This is a genomic window from Parvularcula bermudensis HTCC2503 (assembly GCF_000152825.2).
Classification (GTDB): Bacteria; Pseudomonadota; Alphaproteobacteria; order Caulobacterales; family Parvularculaceae; genus Parvularcula; species Parvularcula bermudensis.
Genome location: NC_014414.1, coordinates 2,729,542 through 2,747,357, shown reverse-complemented (window position 1 = coordinate 2,747,357; position 17,816 = coordinate 2,729,542). Strand labels below are relative to the sequence as shown.

The window sequence follows — 17,816 nt, the reverse complement described above, 5'->3', positions numbered from 1 at the left end:
AAGCAAAGTGGGCAGTAGTTCGCGTCGAAAAAGCGATAAAACAAGGGCTTGCGACGTTTTTCCGACGTCGATGGACCTGAAACGGCTCTAGAGAGGCAATATGGAGGGGGCGCTTTCTTGGATTGATCTCGCCGTCATCCTCATCTATTTCGTTTTTGTCCTGAGCGTGGGGTGGGCGGTCAGTCGGTCCATTTCCACCGGGGATGATCTGTTCCTCGCGGGTCGATCTCTCGGGGTCGCGGCGGTTGGGTTTTCTCTCTTTGCTTCGAATATTTCGAGCACGACACTTATTGGTCTGACCGGCCAAGCCTACAGTACAGGGTTATCCGTCGCGAATTATGAATTGATGGCCGGCTTTTTATTGGTTGCCATGGCCTTCTCGACGATTCCTGTTTTTCTGCGCCTCAAAATGACGACCGTCCCCGAATATTTCGAGCGTCGTTTCGGTGGAGGCTTGCGCAAATATGTCTCTGTCCTGACGATTTTCTTGACGGTGTTTGTGGATATGGCCGCCAGCGTCTATGCGGGGGTCGTGGTGTTGCGCACATTTCTACCGGCAATTCCCTTCTTTCCCCTCTCTGTCGGTCTTGCGGTGATCGCCGGGATCTACACTGCGGCAGGGGGGTTAAGGGCCGTGGTCTACACCGACATCGCGCAGGCCATTATCCTGCTTTTGGGGGCAACGGTTCTTACCTTTATCCTTTTCGGCGAGTTCGATTATCAGTGGTCGAACGTCATTCAATCCCTGCCCTCGGGCCATTTATCACTGGTCCGCCCCCTCGACGATCCCGCTTTGCCCTGGCTCGGTCTGGTCATCGGTGTGCCGGTGCTTGGCTGGTTTTATTGGTCAATGAACCAATATGTCATTCAACGGGTCTTGGCGGCCCGGAACATCGAAACGGCGCAACGGGCGGCAATCTTTGCGGGTCTCCTGAAACTTGCCCCTCTGTTCATTATGGCGCTTCCGGGGGCCATGGCCCTTAGTCTTCTTCCTGGGCTTGAAAATAGCGATCAGGTTTTCTCGGCCCTGGTGGCGGAATTTCTGCCGGTGGGTCTTGCCGGTCTCGTCATCGCAGGGTTGATCGCGGCGATAATGTCCACCGTGGACTCAACGCTTAACGCGGCGACGACTCTTGTTCTGCACGATTTTCTTGAGGTGGACCGTCGCTCCTGGTCGTCCGAGCGGATCCTTGCCGTCGGTCGTTGGACCACCGGGGGGCTGATGGTCATTGCCACCTTGTGGCCCTTGGTGATCCGCGAATTTCCCGGGGTCTTTTCCTATATTCAGCAGGTCTTCAGCTATGCCGTGCCGCCGGTCGTCGCTGTTTCTCTCCTGGGCCTGTTCTGGCGTCGTGCCCGAGGGAGAGCGATGTTGGCGACGCTGATTATGGGGCATGCGATCGGGGCGGGGGTGTTTATTTACAGGGCCAGTTACGCCGCTATGGAAATCCCCGACGGATTGCCTCATTTTACGATCGTTGCCGGTATTGCCACGGCGGTATGGATGGCCGTTGGATTGGTGCTATCAGAGGTGATGCCCACGCAGGCTGGGGAATCGCTGGAGGGCGTGGTCCGCAGGACGGATCTGACAGTTACCGCCCGGCTTTGGTTTGCCGATGTAAGGATACTGGGCGCCGTCGTCGCAATTCTTACCCTCCTCGTTATTGTCGTATTCCGATAATGTTGACGCTGTCCTCACAGTGTTTCAGGCGAGATCGGTAATTAGGCCCAGTATTACTTCTTATTGCTTTGCAGCATACAAGTAATCAAATTTACCTTATCCACTAAAGTGTTTGACGTCGGCCTCTTGTTCTCATAGGAGCAATCATTAATAAAATGTGAAACAGGTGAGGATAATCCAATGGGCGTTCGAGCGACCGCAAGTGGCGTTTTAGCGGCGAGTACGATGATCTTTGGCGCAAATGCGCAGGCTATGCCGAATTGGATCGACAATTTCTATCTCAACGTTGGCGCAACCCAGATTGATTTCGATAGTAATGGCATCGTCACGACCGACGTCGTTTTCGGTGACAGAACTTTAATCGAAGATCTGTCGATTCCCAATTCCACGGTATCCGTTGAGGACGTCATCACGCCGAGTTTTGAGATCGGTTATTTTCTCACGCGGAATGTCTCGATCGCGGCGACATTGGGGGTGCCGCCGACCTCCACCATTAAGGCCCGGGGGTCTTTGCGAGCTTTGGGGGATTTTGGTGACGTTTGGTACGGCCCGCCGGTGATCCAGGCCCGTTATCATTTCAATGTGGACGGCAGGATCAGCCCCTATATCGGCGTCGCAGCGACTTATGTGATTGTGTTCGACGAGGAAGAAGACACCCTTGAACGCTTGCAAGTCGATAATCACGCCGGCTGGGGGGTGACTGCCGGGGTGAACGTGAAATTGACCGAGAATATCGGTGTCTTTGCCGACGTCAAAAAGATTGAGCTTGAGGCGGACAACCAATTCAAGCTGATCGACCCTGAATCTCTGGCGCTGCTGGTTAAGGGGGATGCGCGGGTTAAGCTCGATCCGACCGTTTATAGCGCGGGGCTCAGTTTCCGTTTCTAATCGTTTAACGATGGAAATGTCAGTAAAACAACGAAACGAGGAAAGGCGCCAGTCCCGGTTCCTTTCTTCTTGCCCTGACAAACCAACTCAATTTGTCGGGAGTTTTTTGAGCTTCCTTCACCTGATGGCCCTATCACTTCTTCGACTCGAAGGGGTGGTGGCAGCGCGTGCATCCGGAAGACATTCTCTCCATGGGAGCCGACCCTCTCTGTTTCTTGGATCCAGAGGGAAAAGTGCTGCAGATGTCTCGGTCCTTTGGAGATATTTTGACCGAGGCGGGATACACCGTCAGACTCGGGGAGGAACTTCCGGCTTTTCAAGCGGGCCTGGTGGCCGGGGATGAGTTCGAAACGACGACCTACGCCCTTGGAGGGGGCCGTGCCATGGTCGCTCTCTCTAAGACCACATCACACCTTCCTAGAGGGGCAACGTCCCACCATGTCGCAACCATCAGTCATGAGTTGCGGACGCCGCTGAACGGTATATTGGGGATGGCGGGCCTCCTTCTCGACGGCAATCTTTCGGCGAGCCAGGACTGCTACGTCAAAGCGATTCGTCAGAGTGGAGAAGACCTCCTGACGCTGATCAATGATCTCCTCGATTTCTCACGCTTGGAAGCGGGGAGGATCGAGCTTGAGGAAGAGCCGACCAATCTGCGGATTATCGTCGAAGCCGTGACCGAACTCTTGGCGCCGCGCTGTGCCCAAAAGGATCTCGATATCGCGAGTTTCGTCGATCCGGCGGTACCCCAGACGGTTTTCGCCGATGAGGGGCGTATCAAACAGGTCATTTTCAATATCCTTGGCAACGCCGTGAAATTTACCGATCGAGGCGGCATTGCGGTCTTTATGACCGCCGATCCAGACGATCAGGCCGGAACGACGAATATTTCTGTACGGATCGAAGATACCGGCGTGGGGATCGATCCCGAGCGCCAGTCGTCGATCTTCGAGCAATTTGATCGTGGCGCGCGCGCAGCTGGTGACCGGTCCGAAGGGACAGGGCTTGGCTTGGCTATTGCGCGCAATCTGGCGAGGGCCATGGGGGGCGACATCGTTGTTGAGAGCGTGCCGGGGGAGGGCAGTGCTTTTACGTTCAACTTCGTTTCAAAAGTCGATCAGCCAGCCGAAGACCTGAAACACCGTATCGAACCTGAGTTTCCCGTAGCTGTCTGTATACGATCTAAGATCCAGCGACGTGCAATGGAGCTTCAATTGTCCGGCCTTGGTATCAATCGATACTTGGTCTCCGATAGCGTTCCAATGGTCAAGGCATGGCTGGCCAGGACCCCTAATGCGTGTCTATTGATGGATATGGTCCTGGCGACAACCTATGGCGCTGAATTGACAGGGGTGGCTCAGCGCTCTGTGGTGCTGCTGACGGATGCGGCCCGTGGGCGGTACGATTCATTCCGGCGGATGGGATTCGACGCCTATCTGTTAAAGCCTGTCCGGACAAAAAGCTTGATCGCACAAGTTACGGGCAAAGATCTTTCGGAAGACGAATACGTTGCCTCCGATACACAGCAAGACAGGATGCGCATTCTCCTGGCGGAGGATAATCCAATCAATGCCCTCCTTGCACGAACTGTATTGTCGAGATTATCCCCTGACGTCGATGTTGCCAAAAACGGTCAAGACGCGTTGTCAAAGCTTGAAATGAAGCGATATTCTCTTCTGGTCACGGATATTCGGATGCCTGTCGTCGACGGGCTTGCGCTGATGAGACATGTCCGAGCCGAAGAGGGTCCGCATCAGGACATGCCTATCGTTGCCCTGTCCGCAAATGCCTCTCCCGGAGAGATCACGGCCTGCATGGAGGCCGGGGCCAGTGACTTTGTCTCAAAGCCCTTTGAGCCCGACGATCTCTTGCGCCGAATACGGCAAGTTCTGGATGCCCACGGCATGGCAGCCGATATTGGCGTTGAGGCCGTCGGTTGACCGTTCTCCTCTGCAGCCTACTGCAGAGGCCTTATACAGACGAAAGAGAGATAATTCACGACTCCGATTGATCGTTGCCGATCTAGAGCCGTTTCACTTCTATCGTATTCTCTTTGCACGAACCGACTGCCGATTCTCTTGAGAATGCTCTAGAAGGGGTCGTTGCTGTCAAACACCTGGGAGAAGAATTCCGGTGCGAGCATGCGCATCTCATCCTTCACTTGGTTGAGATCGCAATAGCAGGGCTGACGGATGCCATGATAGGAGCGCGGTTCGCCCAAGGGGATGAACCGAATACCCACCCGCGCGAACAGGGTCAGTAGGGTATATTCCATGGTCGCACACAAATAACGTATATTGTTGTCCCGTGACATCAGGACCACTGCGCGCAGGAGACCCAAGGACAGATGGGAAAAGCCTTGACGCTTTTGACCGATGGATTGTCCGACTTGGGCCTTGAGATAGTCTCGGGTGATCGCAAACCGCGAAATTTCGGCCATACGATCAAAGTCCACATGATTGCTAATCAGCGACAGAGGGGAAGGGTCGATTTCCTGGATAGGGAGGTTCGGACCGTTTCCGTTATTCTCCGGCAAAATCATCCGAACAACCCCGACCCCTTCGCCAGTGCGAAGGCGGGTAATCAGGGCGTGAACGGATCTGTCGTCGAATTCATCGTGCTCCCGCCCATCTTCGAAGGTGACTTCATCATACCACCCGCGTTCGACGCAATAGACTTTGTATCTTAGACGCTGGCACTGCAGCACGTGGTCCCGATCGCTGGAGTATTTCAGCTCAAGATCGAAATGCTTGTCTACGCTGCCATGACTGCGCATCATGAAACCAGTAGAGTGGCCGGTTTTGAGGGGTGAGTTTGCTTGGCCGGTCATCGCTTGCTCTTCACAAGTTCGGCCAAACGCAACATGCCGGATCCAAGTGAGAGCCGAGCGTTATTGAGGGCGCTTAAATTGACGCGGAACCTCAGTTTTTTGTCTTCTTGAAACAGTTCGATATGACCGCCATTTGACGCAAAGTTGACGCGGTCGGAGACGGTCAGGATGTTGGCGTCATTCGCTTTTTTCAGCAGGGAGAGGAGTGTTTCTGCCTCAGTGTAGCGAATGAAAAGAAGAGAGCAATCTTTCGGTAAGGTGTTGGTATCTCCGCTGACGAAGGATACCTTGATGGGGTGACCTTTGAGGGATTTTTGTTCCCACCCGGCAAAAATCCTGGTGTCGATCGTGTCTGTCTGAATACAGAAATGAACCGGGTCGTCCTGATCGAGATCAGGCCATTGGGTGAACTTGGCGAAGTTATAGATGAACGCCGCCTTTAGTGCTTCTTCCGCCGCGGCGTCCTGAGAGGCGGCGGCAGGAGAGGTCATCGCGAGCACTGTCGCGACCATCGCGAGAATGGCGAGCACTCTCTTTCGAAGTGCGGCGTGGATATATCGAGGGATCATCGCCATCGGACTGTCTGATGACCCCTCAATACTGCGCCGTCAGACTAATGAAGAAGCTTCTCTCTACAGCCGTTGGTAAGGTGGCATAACTGGGATCAACCCCGAATTCGTAATGCTCATCGTCGAGGAGATTCCTGCCTGCCACCGAAAGGCTGACGCGATCGGAGAGATCGTAGCTACCGTGAATATCGAGTTGCGTGTAGTCATCGATATCGAAGTCTTCGAGATTGTCGACATATCTGACGACGAAGTCGAAATTGATACGGTCGTTTACATCATGCAGGGAGCGGAAGGTCGCCTGGGAGGCTGGATCCCGCGACCCCGCAGGCGTTGCTATGAGGGTTGGGTCGTCGAGGTCATCTGTGTTGAAGTCGATCAGGGTGAGAGTGCCCTGTAGGCGCCAGTTCGGCTTGACCTGCCAGTTTGCGACCATTTCCGTACCGAAGCTCTGGGCGGAAACAACATCGGCGACCGTCAGGGGAACGATCGTGGCCATCTCGCCGTTCAGTATTCCCGGCTGCGGCGCCTGGAGCGACGAAGCGCGAAGATTGTCGTAATCGTTGTAGAAGGTTGCAAGGTCGACGGAAATACCGGGTGCTGGACGGAAGCGCGCACCCAGTTCCAAGGACACCAGGGTTTCGGACTCAACTTTGTCCGACCCGGTAAAGACAAAAGCGGCGGGAAGGGGGCGGGGATTGGTCGTCGGGGTGAGCGGCGGCACGACCGTGCCGATCAGCTGAACCTGATCCTCGACGCGGGAGGGAATGCGGACGGCGCGAGAAATCGCGCCCCAATAGGTCTGGCTTTCCGACGGCTGCCAAATGAAGCGCGCAGAAGGCTGCAATTCAAAGCCCGTATAATCATTGTACGAAAATTTGGAACCGAAGGTCAGCTTGAAATCGTCGCTGACGTCATAGATGTCTTGAACAAATCCGCTGACGATCTCGACTATAGTTTCATTGTTCGTGATGCTGACGAAGCTACTGTTCTTAATCTCATCTGCAATAGAACGATAGCCGAGGCCGAACAATAGATGATGGTCTTGTGCGATGTTTGTCGAATGCTGAAGCGCGATATCGAAAGTTGTGCGCTCTTCCTGGCCTTGGGGGATCGTGATGTCGCTATGGTCTATATACGCTTGTATGGACAATTCACGATCATTTTCCATCGTCCGTGTCCAGCGGGTCAGGATATGGGCGTTATCGCGCTCAATATCGGCAGGGCTCCGGACGCTGTAAGGGGCGGTGAGGAGCGGCAGGTCGAGGGTTTCCCCCGCCTCGATGGTGGTGAACTCAGCGTTCACCATTAGGGCGTCTGTGGAGCTCAGATCAAGGTCAGCCCTGATCCCGCCAGTGAGGATATTCCAATCATCATTGGCGTCGATCCCCTCTGCCGTCGTCGAGCCGTCATAGGCCTCGTGTTTGGTATAAACGCGATAAGCGCCCTTGTCCCCCAAGGTCCCGCCAACCCGCGCTATCAATTGCCGTTCCAGCTCGTTACCGACCCCCGCCTTGAAGAGAGCGCCCTGGGAGTCCTTGGCCGAGCGGGTGATGATATTGATCACCCCATTGACGGAGTTTGCGCCCCAGAGCGTCCCCCCCGGTCCCCGGACAATTTCGATCCGTTCGATCTCTTCGAGGAGGATATTTTGCTTGTCCCAGTTCACCCCTGAAAAGAGGGGGGTAAAGACGCTACGCCCATCGATCATCACCAAGAGCTTGTTGGCGAAGCGCGAGTTGAACCCGCGAACGGTCACCCCCCAGGTATTGGCATTGATCTGCGAGACGGTCAGGCCGGGAACCAAGCGAAGCGCATCTGGGATCGTCGTCGCGCCCGACCGTTCGATATCTGCACGGGTCAAAACAAAGACGGCAGCGGCGGCGTCCGAGGCGACTTCGCGCCGCTTCGACACGGTCGTCACTTCGACACTCATTAACTCTTCAAGCGACATGCCGGTGAAATCATGGGCGTTTTGGGCGGACGCCCCGCCAACGCACAGCGCCATGGAAGACAAAGATCCAAGGAGGAGAAGCTTCCCAAGAGTGGGTTTTGTCTTCTTCATACAAAATTCTCGTCTGAATACCCGCATTTACTATCAAAAAGACCTAAAGATTTTCAAAAAGCTATGAGGCTTGCGTTTGCCAGTTGGTCTTAGGTGTCTGGTAGTTCATCATTGTGCGCTCGGCGGGGAAGCTGACCGTCACCGTCGTGCCTTCTCCGGGGCGGCTAGAAAGGGTGAGGGTACCGCCATGTTGCTCAACGATCAGGCGGGTCACCGGCAGTCCAAGGCCAAGCCCCTCGAATTGACGATCAAGCCCGCTGGACACTTGGCGGAATGGGCGAAGCACTTCCCCCAAAAGCGCGTCGTCCATACCGATGCCCTTATCAATCACCGAAATATCCATCCCGAAGTCTTCTCGGATATGGGCTGTGACCGAACAGGTCTGGCCGGGGCGGGAGAATTTCACGGCATTTGAGAGGATATGACGAAGGGCGACGGCCAGGCGACCTTTATTCCCCCGAAGGATTAAGGCGCGATCGATCTCCGCCTCGACGGTGATGCGTCGTTCGGCTGCCGGAGGTTTGAGGGCGTGCTCGGCCGATGCGACAAGGTCGACGACCGAAATTTCACTCTCATCTTCCTCCCTCGTTTCCTTGTCGTCGGAGAGAATGAGAATGTCTTCGATGATCCGGGTCAGGCCGATGGAGCTGTCGTGAATGTATCCAGCATATTCCCGACATTGCCCGGGGCTGAGACTGTGTTCGTGGTCTTTTGCGATCAGCTCAGCAAAACCCGACGTGATATTAAGAGGGGTCTTGAGTTCGTGCGTGAGAATGGCAAGGAACTCGCTCTTTTCTTCGCTCTCCCGCTCGGCGGCATCTTTTTTCTTCTCCAGTACCCGTTCTGCTTCGAACCTGAGGCGGATTTCTCGCTGGAGATCTTCGTTGCGCTTTTGCAGGTCAAGGGTGCGTTCTGCGACCAGCCGTTCGGCGCCTTTGGCGAATTCTTCGATCTGCTCGACGGCGCCTTTGAGCTCAAGGTGAGTCGAGAGACGAGCGCGCAGCGTCTGACTGTCGATTGGTTTCGTCACATAATCGTTTGCCCCAGAATGAAAGGCTTCGACGATTTTCTCGGTGCCCGTATCCGCGGTGACCATCAAGATGGGGAGGGCCGATTTGGCAAATTGCTGGCGCAGCTGTTTTAACACCTCAAGACCGTTCTGACGCGGCATGTGGATGTCGAGCAAAATGGCGTCCGGTGTGGTCTCCTCGATCCGTGCGATCACCGATGCACCATCGGCAAAGGTTTCCGCGTCGTGCCCCATGCGTTTGACGACACGTGCCCCGATATCACGGTTGTAGGATTCGTCATCGACGATGAAAATTGTGCGTTTCATAGGGTCTGCCGAGATGCCGTATGATCGGTGGACGGCTCTTTCGTAAGCCTTTCGATTATTCCTAGCAGGGCTTTGAAATCGATGGGTTTTGTTGCGAATTCCGTGCACCCGGCTGAGAGGCATTTTTCCCGATCAGAGGCCATGGCGTGTGCGGTGAGGGCGATAATCGGCGTTTCCTGCAAGGGGGGATGTTTGCGAATCTGCTGTGTTGCTTCAATGCCCGACAATATCGGCATGCTGATGTCCATCAGGATAATGTCGGGGAGGGCGTCGCACGCCATGTCTAACGCTTCCTGGCCGTCGCGGGCACAGATCAAGTCGTGCCCCTTTCGTTTCAAGCGCCGGGTCAGGATTTCGAGGTTATCTTCGTTGTCTTCAGCGATCAGTATCAGCATGCGGAATTCACCTCTTCCTGATCCTCCGGGCCATGTCTCGAATTGGATTTCTTGACCAGATTGCGGAGCACTGCGCGCGGTGAAACATTGCCCTTTTGGAAGTAGCCCTGCGCGTTCGTCGACAAGGTCGATAATTGGTCGTCGTCGAGCTCTTGCGCGGAAAAGACGATCACAGGGATCTCGCGAAGATCCGGGGTCTCTCGTAAGACCGACAAAAATTCAAAGCCATTCATTCCCGGCAGGCCGAGATCGAGGATGATCCCCTGATAGGGCTCTTTGGAAAGTAGGGTCAGTCCCGCCTCAGCCGACCGGGCGACCTCGACACCAAACCCCAATTGACTGGCAGCTCGACTAAGGAGGTCAACTGCGTTTTCATTGTCTTCGACGATCAGTACACGTCCATCAATCGTTCCGGCATAGGACATCAGTGCCCGTTCAAGTTCCAGACGATTGAGCGGCTTGGTGAAATAGTCTTCGGCCCCTAATTTTAGGCATGCCGCCCTATCCTCGTCCACACTGACGACAATGACCGGAATGTCGGCGTATTCCTCGTGCCGTTTGAGGTGTTGGAGAAGCGTCCAACCATTCATCCGTGGCATGTGGAGGTCGAGAACGATGACAGCGGGGTCTTCCTCGGCAATCATCGCCAGGGCCTGTTCACCGTCTTTCGCAAAGCGAACCTCGTAATTAAGCCGAAGAACGATACGCGCCATCAGATCCCGCGCCGCCGCGTCGTCGTCGACGATAAGGGCAATCTGACGCTCTGTCCCTTGCGCTTCGGGGAGAGTCCCGGGGAAGGTGTGCTCAATATCGGCTGACACATCTTCGACTTCGATATTTTCGGCGGCAGGATGCTGGCAAGGGACGATGATAATAAAGCGACTGCCTGTCCCCAGTTCGCTCTCCACCCGGATTGTCCCGCCTAGCAATTCGACCATACGCTTGGTGATGGCCAGGCCGAGGCCGGTGCCGCCATATTGTCGGGTCGTCGAAGCATCGGCCTGGACAAAGGCTTCGAACAGGCTCTCGATTTGGTGGGCATCCATACCAATGCCCGTATCGGCCACGACGATTTCCACGGATGGTACGTCCTTGACCGAAATCGATCTGATTTCTGTGCTGACGGTTCCATCTTTGGTAAACTTGCAGGCATTGCTCAACAGGTTGAGGATGCATTGCTTCAGTTTCATACCGTCGGTGACAATGGTGCCGACGTGGTCATCGACGCGCATCACCAATTGGTTGCCGTTCTGCTCGGCGGCGGGGCGTACAGTGTCGGCCACTTCCCGCAGGGTCATCTTCAGATCAAAGGCATAGGCATCGATTTCCATCCGCCCCGCCTCGATTTTGGAGAGGTCGAGGATGCCATTGATGAGGGTCAGGAGGTGAATCCCGGCACTTTTGATCTTCGCCAAATCGGATGAGGCGGTTTCGAGGCTTTCGGTTGAGGCTTCATCACCCTTTACGTCTTCGAGGTCCTCAATGATGATTTCGGCGTAATTGATGATCGCGTTCAGGGGGGTCCGGAGCTCGTGGCTCATATTCGCCAAGAATTGGGATTTTGATTTGTTGGCGGTATCGGCGGCGTCGCGCGCCATGACCAGGTCGCCGACAACCCGTTCTAGCCGTTCGTCACGATTTTCGATTTCCGCCAGCATGGCGTTAAAGCTATCGATCAGGCGACCGAAATCCTTGTCCGGCACGGTTTCGACCCGGGCGGAATAGTCCCGGGTCTCCCGAATCGACTGGATAATGGTTCGAAGACGCAAGATCGGGGAGTAGATGGCCCGCGCCTCCCAATGGGCGAGGGTCATGGCCATCAGACAGGCGCCGAGAAACACGAGGGTGGCGATCGTCAAATATGACGAAATCGTCCCCTTTAACTCGTCATTGTTGGTGAGGAGGAACAGCTCGCCAATATGCTCCCCGTCACTGATCACCGGGACCTTCAGGGTCGGCCCCGGATAGCCCTCGGTGAACGATTTGAGCAGCTGCGGGTCTTTCGGGAGGGCGGCGGCACTTTCATAATACGCAAAGAGCCGGCCATCGGCGAGAATGTAGGCGGCGTCGATTTGCGGGACCAGCCGAATGGCGCCTAGAAGATCCGATGCCATGGTTTCGTCGCCGAACAGGACGGCGGCGGTCACATTAGAGGCGAGAACCTCCGCCAGGCCGTGCTGTTCCTGCTCAAAGCCATCGCGATAGGTCGTTAATTCGTGCAGGGTGAAGGCAACACAGGCTGTCGCCACGCAGAGCGCGCAGGCAAAAATCGTGGCGAGGCCCATTTTGTTGCGGAACGATAGCTGCTCCACTCGCCGACGAAGACTTGTCCCGAAGGCCATGTACGCTACCTCTTTCTGCCGGCGATCGCGGCCGGGGCCTTTTTTTGCGCGCTGCGACCCGTGCGGGAGGCCGCATCACCCCTCGCTCTAGGTCAACAAGGTGTATTTTCCGTCACTTCCGACCTATTCGCGGGACAGGGGCGCAATGCCCCCTAAAGAGCAAGGCGTAAGCTTGTGCTAAGAGCCAAAGGGCCAGTGAGGCGGTGATCGGCCCTTCACGGCAGCGCAAAAGACGCTAAACGGATGTCACATCACGGGGGCGACCTCGTGTCAGAGGACACCGATCGGTCGGCGCACTAAACTCCCGATCACGGGATCGAGCCGGCGAACCGGACGATTGGACGAAAAGGATTTGACCCATGGCGGATGCCGCATTCCTTCAGGACTATCTCCCGATCATTATCTTCGCCGGGTTGGCGTCGGTTTTGGGGATCTTGTTTCTCGTCCTTCCCGTTGTCCTTGCGCCGAATGAGCCGGACCCAGAAAAGCTCTCAACCTATGAATGCGGCTTTGAGGCGTTTGAGGATGCGCGACTGAAATTCGATGTTCAGTTCTATATCGTGGCGATCCTCTTCATCATTGTGGATCTGGACGTGGCCTTTTTGTTCCCTTGGGCGGTCACGCTCTTCAATCCTGAACTCGGGATGGATCGCGGGTTCCAAATCTATGCCTTCTGGTCGATGGCCGTCTTTCTGGCGGTGTTTTTCATCGGCTTTCTCTATGAGTGGAAGAAAGGAGCGCTTGAATGGCGCTAAAGGACTCCGACACGAAGGAAGGGGCGCCGATCGTCGCGCCCGAGGAGACCACTGTTACGGGGGCACCGATCGCGGATGTCGCGCCGGCCGGTCAGATGCCGAGCGTCATTTCCCCCGCCAATCTGCCCTATGGTACGGCGGCCAGGTCACGGGTCGAGGGCTATCACCCCGATGACGAGGATCCTTTCTTCACCAGTCTCAATCGTGAACTGGCCGATCAGGGGTTTATCACGGCTCCAGCGGATGCGGTCATCAACTGGGCGCGCACAGGGTCGCTCATGTGGATGACCTTCGGCCTCGCCTGCTGCGCGGTCGAAATGATGCAAGCCTCGATGCCCCGCTACGATATGGAGCGGTTCGGCATGGCCCCCCGCGCCAGCCCCCGCCAGTCCGATCTGATGATTGTCGCTGGGACGCTGACCAACAAGATGGCGCCCGCTCTCCGCAAGGTTTACGACCAGATGCCGGCGCCCCGGTACGTTGTCTCAATGGGGTCCTGCGCGAATGGCGGCGGGTACTATCATTACAGCTATTCGGTGGTGCGCGGCTGTGACCGTATCGTTCCAGTGGACATCTATGTTCCGGGCTGCCCACCGACCGCCGAGGCGCTGATCTACGGGCTCCTGCAATTGCAAAAGAAGATGCGGCGGGAAGGCACCATTCGGCGGTGACGCTCCCTTCGCGCCGACGCCGCACCGGACGGCGACGCTTCAGGGGATGCAGGACCAGGGGATGCAGGACATGAGCATGGACGACCTGATTGAACTGAAAGACCACATTGCCGCCTGGGGCGGAGAGGCGATCATCGCGCAGGAGGTGGCCTTTGGCGAGCTCTCCGTGACCGTCGCCGCCGGCAAAATCGTCGATACGTTGAAATTTCTTCGCGACGATCCGATTTGCCGGTTTGTCCAGTTGATCGATTTGTGCGGCGTCGATTACCCGGAAAGACGCAAGCGGTTCGAGGTCGTCTATCACCTTTTGTCACTGCACAATAACACCCGCATCAGGATTAAGGTGCCGGTTGGTCAAAGCGATAGCTGTCCGAGTGTTCGGTCAATCTTTCCTAATGCGGATTGGTATGAGCGCGAAGCCTTCGATATGTATGGCATCGTGTTCGACGGACACCCCGATTTGCGCCGTATCCTGACTGATTATGGCTTCGAAGGATATCCCTTGCGAAAGGACTTTCCGCTGACGGGGTTCACGGAGGTTAGGTGGGACGACGAACAGTCTCGCGTCGTGTATGAGCCTGTGGAACTCGCGCAAGAGTTCAGGAATTTCGATACGCTCAGCCCCTGGCGCGGAAGCGACTATGTGCTCCCAGGCGATGAAAAGGCGGACTGACCTATGGCAAAGAAGACCGGAAGTTGCCTCTGCGGCGCTGTCAGGTTCACGGCTGAGCCGGAAAAGAACGAGATCGATGCGTGCCATTGCGGCATGTGCCGCAAGACGGCCGGCGGGCCGGTCATGGCCGTGATGTGCGGCGGCTCCCTTCAGATCGAGGAGGAGGCGGCTGTCGGTTGGTATCAATCCTCCGACTGGGGCGAGCGCGGCTTTTGCAAGACATGTGGCAGCTCGCTTTTCTGGCGACTTCGGGACAAGTCCATGACATCCGTTCACGCCGGGGCCTTCGATGATGTTTCCGATATGACGTTCACGACGGAAATCTTCGTCGACAGCAAGCCCACCTATTACGCCTTTGCCGGCAAGCACAAGATGATGACTGAAGCGGATGTCATGAAGGCATTCTCGGAAGGAAAGAGTTGATAAATGGCTGATGGTACCCGCACCGTCGTGGTTGAGGATTCCGCCTCGGATGCATCTTCCGACCGTCCGTTTACGATTAATTTCGGGCCGCAGCACCCGGCCGCGCACGGTGTGCTTCGTCTCGTCCTTGAGCTCGATGGCGAGATCGTTGAGCGCGTCGATCCGCATATCGGCTTGCTCCATCGCGGTACGGAGAAGTTAATCGAATACAAGACCTATCTCCAGGCGATCCCTTATTTCGATCGTCTCGACTATGTCGCGCCGATGAATCAGGAACACGCCTTCGTTCTGGCGGCGGAGAAATTGCTCGAACTCGATGTCCCTCGTCGAGCGAAAATTATTCGAACGCTCTACTGCGAAATCGGTCGACAGCTTTCCCACCTCCTTAATATTACGACCCAAGCCATGGATGTCGGGGCGCTGACCCCACCCCTCTGGGGCTTTGAGGAGCGGGAAAAGCTGATGGTCTTCTACGAACGGGCTTGCGGTGCTCGTTTGCATGCGGCCTATTTCCGTGTTGGCGGCGTACATCAGGATCTGCCCCAAGACCTTCTCGACGATATCGGTGAATGGTGTGAGACCTTCCCCCAAGTGCTCGACGACATTGAAGGTCTGATTACGGACAATCGAATCTTCAAGCAGCGGAACGTGGATATCGGCGTCGTCAGTCGAGAGGAAGCCTTCGCTTGGGGCTTTTCCGGCGTCATGTTGCGCGGGTCGGGGGTGCCGTGGGATCTGCGCAAATCCCAGCCCTACGAAATCTATGATGAACTCGATTTCGATATTGCCATTGGGAAGAACGGGGATTGCTACGATCGCTACCTCGTGCGGATCGAGGAGATGAAGCAATCCCTCAAGATCATGAAACAGTGCCTTGCCCTGATAGAGCCTGGCCCGATCATGACCGAGGATCCGCGAATTGGCCCCCCTCGGCGCGGCGAGATGAAAACGTCGATGGAAGCGCTCATCAATCATTTTAAACTCTATACTGAGGGGCCAAAAGTTCCTGCCGGCGAGGCCTATGCCGCTGTCGAGGCGCCGAAGGGGGAGTTTGGGGTTTATTTGGTTTCTCAGGGAACGAACAAACCTTATCGCTGCAAGATCAGAGCGCCTGGATATGCTCATCTTCAGGCCATGGATTGGATGAATCGCGGCCATATGCTCGCCGACGTATCGGCTATTATCGGCACCCTTGATATCGTCTTCGGCGAAGTCGACCGTTAAGCGGGAGAAGTGAGCATGGACGAGGCGCCCTCCCTCAGGCCGACCGCGGCGATGCTCGCCATCGGCGAAGAGCTTCTCAATGGGCGAACCCGCGATGCGAACGCCCATCATCTTGCGGGCTGGCTCGATCAGCGAGGTATCGATCTTGTTGAGGTACGGATCGTTCGTGATGATCACGATCAGATCGTTCAGTCCGTGAATGACCTGCGGGAGAAGGCGGATCTCGTCTTTACCAGCGGCGGGATCGGTCCGACCCACGATGACATCACCATCGATGCCATAGGCGCGGCCTTCGACCTGCCGGTGAGCGAAAGCGAGGAGGCCCTCCAGATCCTCTCTGACTTTTACGCGGAGAAGGGTGAGGCGGTGACCGATGCGCGTCGGCGCATGGCGCGCGTGCCGGAGGGCGCAGCGCTTATCCCTAATAGCGTATCGGGGGCGCCGGGCGTCCGTGTGGGGACGGTTTATGTCCTTGCCGGTGTGCCGGCCATCTTCAATGCCATGTTGGAAGCGATCGATGTCGAGCTCAAAAGGGGGCCGAGGATGACGGTTTTCTCCGTCATCGGCGCCGGACCTGAGAGCCGCCTGGCCGAAGGGTTGGTGGCCCTTGAAAGGGCGATGAAGGGCCTCCGTATTGGGAGCTATCCAGGGCCGACCGGGAAGGGAGGCGAATTGCAGATCGTTTGCCGCTCGCTCAATGCCGGTGTCGCCCGCAGGGCGGCCGAGGCTGTTGAAGGGTTGTTCAGAGCCAATGGGGTTGAGGCCCACACGGTCGAAGGATATGTCGCTCGCCAGGCGGCTTCCTAGAGCGGTCAGGTCACTTGAGGGCGCAAAGCGTCTCTAGGCCTTTGTTTTAATCGCATATTCTTGATCCGACCCGGCGCCTATTTCACTTGGAATGGCACAGCGCACGGGCACAGGCAGGACCACGCGCCGCCCTCCTGTCGCATCATGGCGAAAAAAAAGGAGCAGGCCCGTCAGACCAGCTCCTCTTCATGCCGATCAAGAATGATCAGACTTTCTCTTGCAGCGCGGGTACGGCCTCGAACAGATCCGCGACCAGGCCATAATCGGCAACCTGGAAAATCGGCGCCTCTTCGTCCTTGTTGATCGCGACGATGATCTTGGAATCCTTCATCCCCGCGAGGTGCTGGATCGCACCGGAAATGCCGATAGCGATATACAGCTCGGGAGCGACGACCTTACCCGTCTGACCGACCTGATAATCGTTCGACATATATCCCGCGTCGACCGCGGCGCGCGACGCACCGACCGCCGCGTTCAGCTTGTCCGCAAGCGGATAGATATATTTCTCGAAGTTTTCGGAGGACGCGAGCGCACGACCGCCGGAAACCACGATTTTGGCGCCTTGGAGGTCGGGACGGTCGGATTGCGACAATTCCTCACCGACGAATTCGGACAGAGAAGGTAGATCCGCCGCGTCGATGGTCTCGACACTGGCTGACCCGTCCATGGCCGGCGCTTCAAACGCTGTGGCTTGAACAGTGATGACCTTCACTTTATCGCTCGATTTGACGGTCGATATGGCGTTACCGGCATAGATCGGACGGAGGAAGGTGTCGGCGCTCTCCACACCCGTAATGGCGGAGATCTGCATGACGTCGAGCTTCGCGGCGACCCGAGGCATGAAATTCCGCCCACTGGTGCCTGCGGGCGCCAGGATCGCGTCATAGCCCTCGGCGGCCTTGGCGATCAGTTCAGCCATCGGCTCGGCCAATTGTTTGGCGTAGGCCGCATTGTCGGCATGGAGCACTTTGCGCACACCGGAAATCTTCGCGGCGGCTTCGGCGGCGGGTCCGGCATTTTCCCCCGCAACGAGGATGTCGATATCCCCGCCCATCTTGGTTGCGGCGGTAACAGTCTTGCTGGTGGAGTCGCTCAAACTGTCATTGGAATGGTCGGCGACGACAAGAATAGCCATAATCTTTATCCTTCCTCTCGTTTGC

16 protein-coding genes are annotated in these 17,816 nt (G+C 56.4%); 9 read left to right on the top strand and 7 right to left on the bottom strand.

Annotated features, from left to right (window positions below; translation table 11 throughout):
• The first annotated feature begins 100 nt into the window (after positions 1-100).
• The 3 genes from PB2503_RS12855 to PB2503_RS12845 all read left to right on the top strand — a co-directional run bounded on the left by PB2503_RS12855 (position 101) and on the right by PB2503_RS12845 (position 4,509).
• Positions 101-1,681 carry a sodium:solute symporter gene (locus PB2503_RS12855; RefSeq protein WP_013301692.1) on the top strand — a complete coding sequence of 527 codons (1,581 nt, stop codon included), beginning with the start codon at positions 101-103 and terminating at the stop codon, positions 1,679-1,681.
• 180 nt (positions 1,682-1,861) lie between these two features.
• The gene (locus PB2503_RS12850) at positions 1,862-2,569 is read left to right on the top strand and encodes an OmpW/AlkL family protein (protein WP_049782015.1); all 708 of its coding nucleotides are present in this window, start codon (positions 1,862-1,864) and stop codon (positions 2,567-2,569) included.
• A 242-nt stretch (positions 2,570-2,811) separates the two neighbouring features.
• Complete coding sequence (locus PB2503_RS12845; RefSeq protein ID WP_013301690.1) at positions 2,812-4,509, top strand: response regulator; 1,698 nt, start codon at positions 2,812-2,814, stop codon at positions 4,507-4,509.
• A 149-nt stretch (positions 4,510-4,658) separates the two neighbouring features.
• Here PB2503_RS12845 and PB2503_RS12840 read toward each other — a convergent pair whose 3' ends face one another.
• The 6 genes from PB2503_RS12840 to PB2503_RS12815 all read right to left on the bottom strand — a co-directional run bounded on the left by PB2503_RS12840 (position 4,659) and on the right by PB2503_RS12815 (position 12,103).
• Positions 4,659-5,399, bottom strand: coding sequence for a PEP-CTERM/exosortase system-associated acyltransferase (locus PB2503_RS12840; RefSeq protein WP_013301689.1), 741 nt, complete (start codon positions 5,397-5,399; stop codon positions 4,659-4,661).
• Positions 5,396-5,929 carry a YfiR family protein gene (locus tag PB2503_RS12835; protein ID WP_158305856.1) on the bottom strand — a complete coding sequence of 178 codons (534 nt, stop codon included), beginning with the start codon at positions 5,927-5,929 and terminating at the stop codon, positions 5,396-5,398. Before PB2503_RS12835 ends, PB2503_RS12840 begins: the two co-directional genes overlap by 4 nt.
• A gap of 64 nt (positions 5,930-5,993) precedes the next feature.
• Positions 5,994-8,030, bottom strand: coding sequence for a TonB-dependent receptor plug domain-containing protein (locus tag PB2503_RS12830; protein ID WP_013301687.1), 2,037 nt, complete (start codon positions 8,028-8,030; stop codon positions 5,994-5,996).
• A gap of 61 nt (positions 8,031-8,091) precedes the next feature.
• Positions 8,092-9,366 carry an ATP-binding response regulator gene (locus PB2503_RS12825; protein ID WP_013301686.1) on the bottom strand — a complete coding sequence of 425 codons (1,275 nt, stop codon included), beginning with the start codon at positions 9,364-9,366 and terminating at the stop codon, positions 8,092-8,094.
• Complete coding sequence (locus PB2503_RS12820) at positions 9,363-9,761, bottom strand: response regulator (protein ID WP_013301685.1); 399 nt, start codon at positions 9,759-9,761, stop codon at positions 9,363-9,365. The genes PB2503_RS12825 and PB2503_RS12820 overlap by 4 nt, the downstream gene beginning before the upstream one ends.
• Positions 9,755-12,103, bottom strand: coding sequence for a response regulator (locus PB2503_RS12815; RefSeq protein WP_013301684.1), 2,349 nt, complete (start codon positions 12,101-12,103; stop codon positions 9,755-9,757). Before PB2503_RS12815 ends, PB2503_RS12820 begins: the two co-directional genes overlap by 7 nt.
• A 359-nt stretch (positions 12,104-12,462) precedes the next feature.
• Between PB2503_RS12815 and ndhC the strand changes: the two genes are divergently transcribed.
• From ndhC to PB2503_RS12785, 6 genes are all read left to right on the top strand, one after another.
• The gene (gene ndhC, locus PB2503_RS12810) at positions 12,463-12,858 is read left to right on the top strand and encodes an NADH-quinone oxidoreductase subunit A (protein WP_013301683.1); all 396 of its coding nucleotides are present in this window, start codon (positions 12,463-12,465) and stop codon (positions 12,856-12,858) included.
• 95 nt (positions 12,859-12,953) lie between these two features.
• Complete coding sequence (locus tag PB2503_RS12805) at positions 12,954-13,529, top strand: NuoB/complex I 20 kDa subunit family protein (RefSeq protein WP_041535716.1); 576 nt, start codon at positions 12,954-12,956, stop codon at positions 13,527-13,529.
• A 70-nt stretch (positions 13,530-13,599) separates the two neighbouring features.
• Positions 13,600-14,202 (top strand): NADH-quinone oxidoreductase subunit C, encoded by a 603-nt coding sequence (locus PB2503_RS12800; protein WP_013301681.1) that lies wholly within the window; start codon positions 13,600-13,602, stop codon positions 14,200-14,202.
• Between the two features lie 3 nt (positions 14,203-14,205).
• On the top strand, positions 14,206-14,625 hold the full coding sequence (locus PB2503_RS12795) for a GFA family protein (protein ID WP_013301680.1): 420 nt from the start codon (positions 14,206-14,208) through the stop codon (positions 14,623-14,625).
• 3 nt (positions 14,626-14,628) lie between these two features.
• A complete protein-coding gene (locus tag PB2503_RS12790; RefSeq protein WP_013301679.1) occupies positions 14,629-15,849 on the top strand; it encodes an NADH-quinone oxidoreductase subunit D in 1,221 nt (406 codons plus the stop codon).
• 15 nt (positions 15,850-15,864) lie between these two features.
• Positions 15,865-16,656, top strand: coding sequence for a competence/damage-inducible protein A (locus PB2503_RS12785; RefSeq protein ID WP_013301678.1), 792 nt, complete (start codon positions 15,865-15,867; stop codon positions 16,654-16,656).
• A gap of 205 nt (positions 16,657-16,861) precedes the next feature.
• On the opposite strand, the gene PB2503_RS12780 is transcribed toward PB2503_RS12785, so the two are convergent.
• A complete protein-coding gene (locus tag PB2503_RS12780) occupies positions 16,862-17,791 on the bottom strand; it encodes an electron transfer flavoprotein subunit alpha/FixB family protein (protein WP_013301677.1) in 930 nt (309 codons plus the stop codon).
• Positions 17,792-17,816 lie beyond the last annotated feature (25 nt).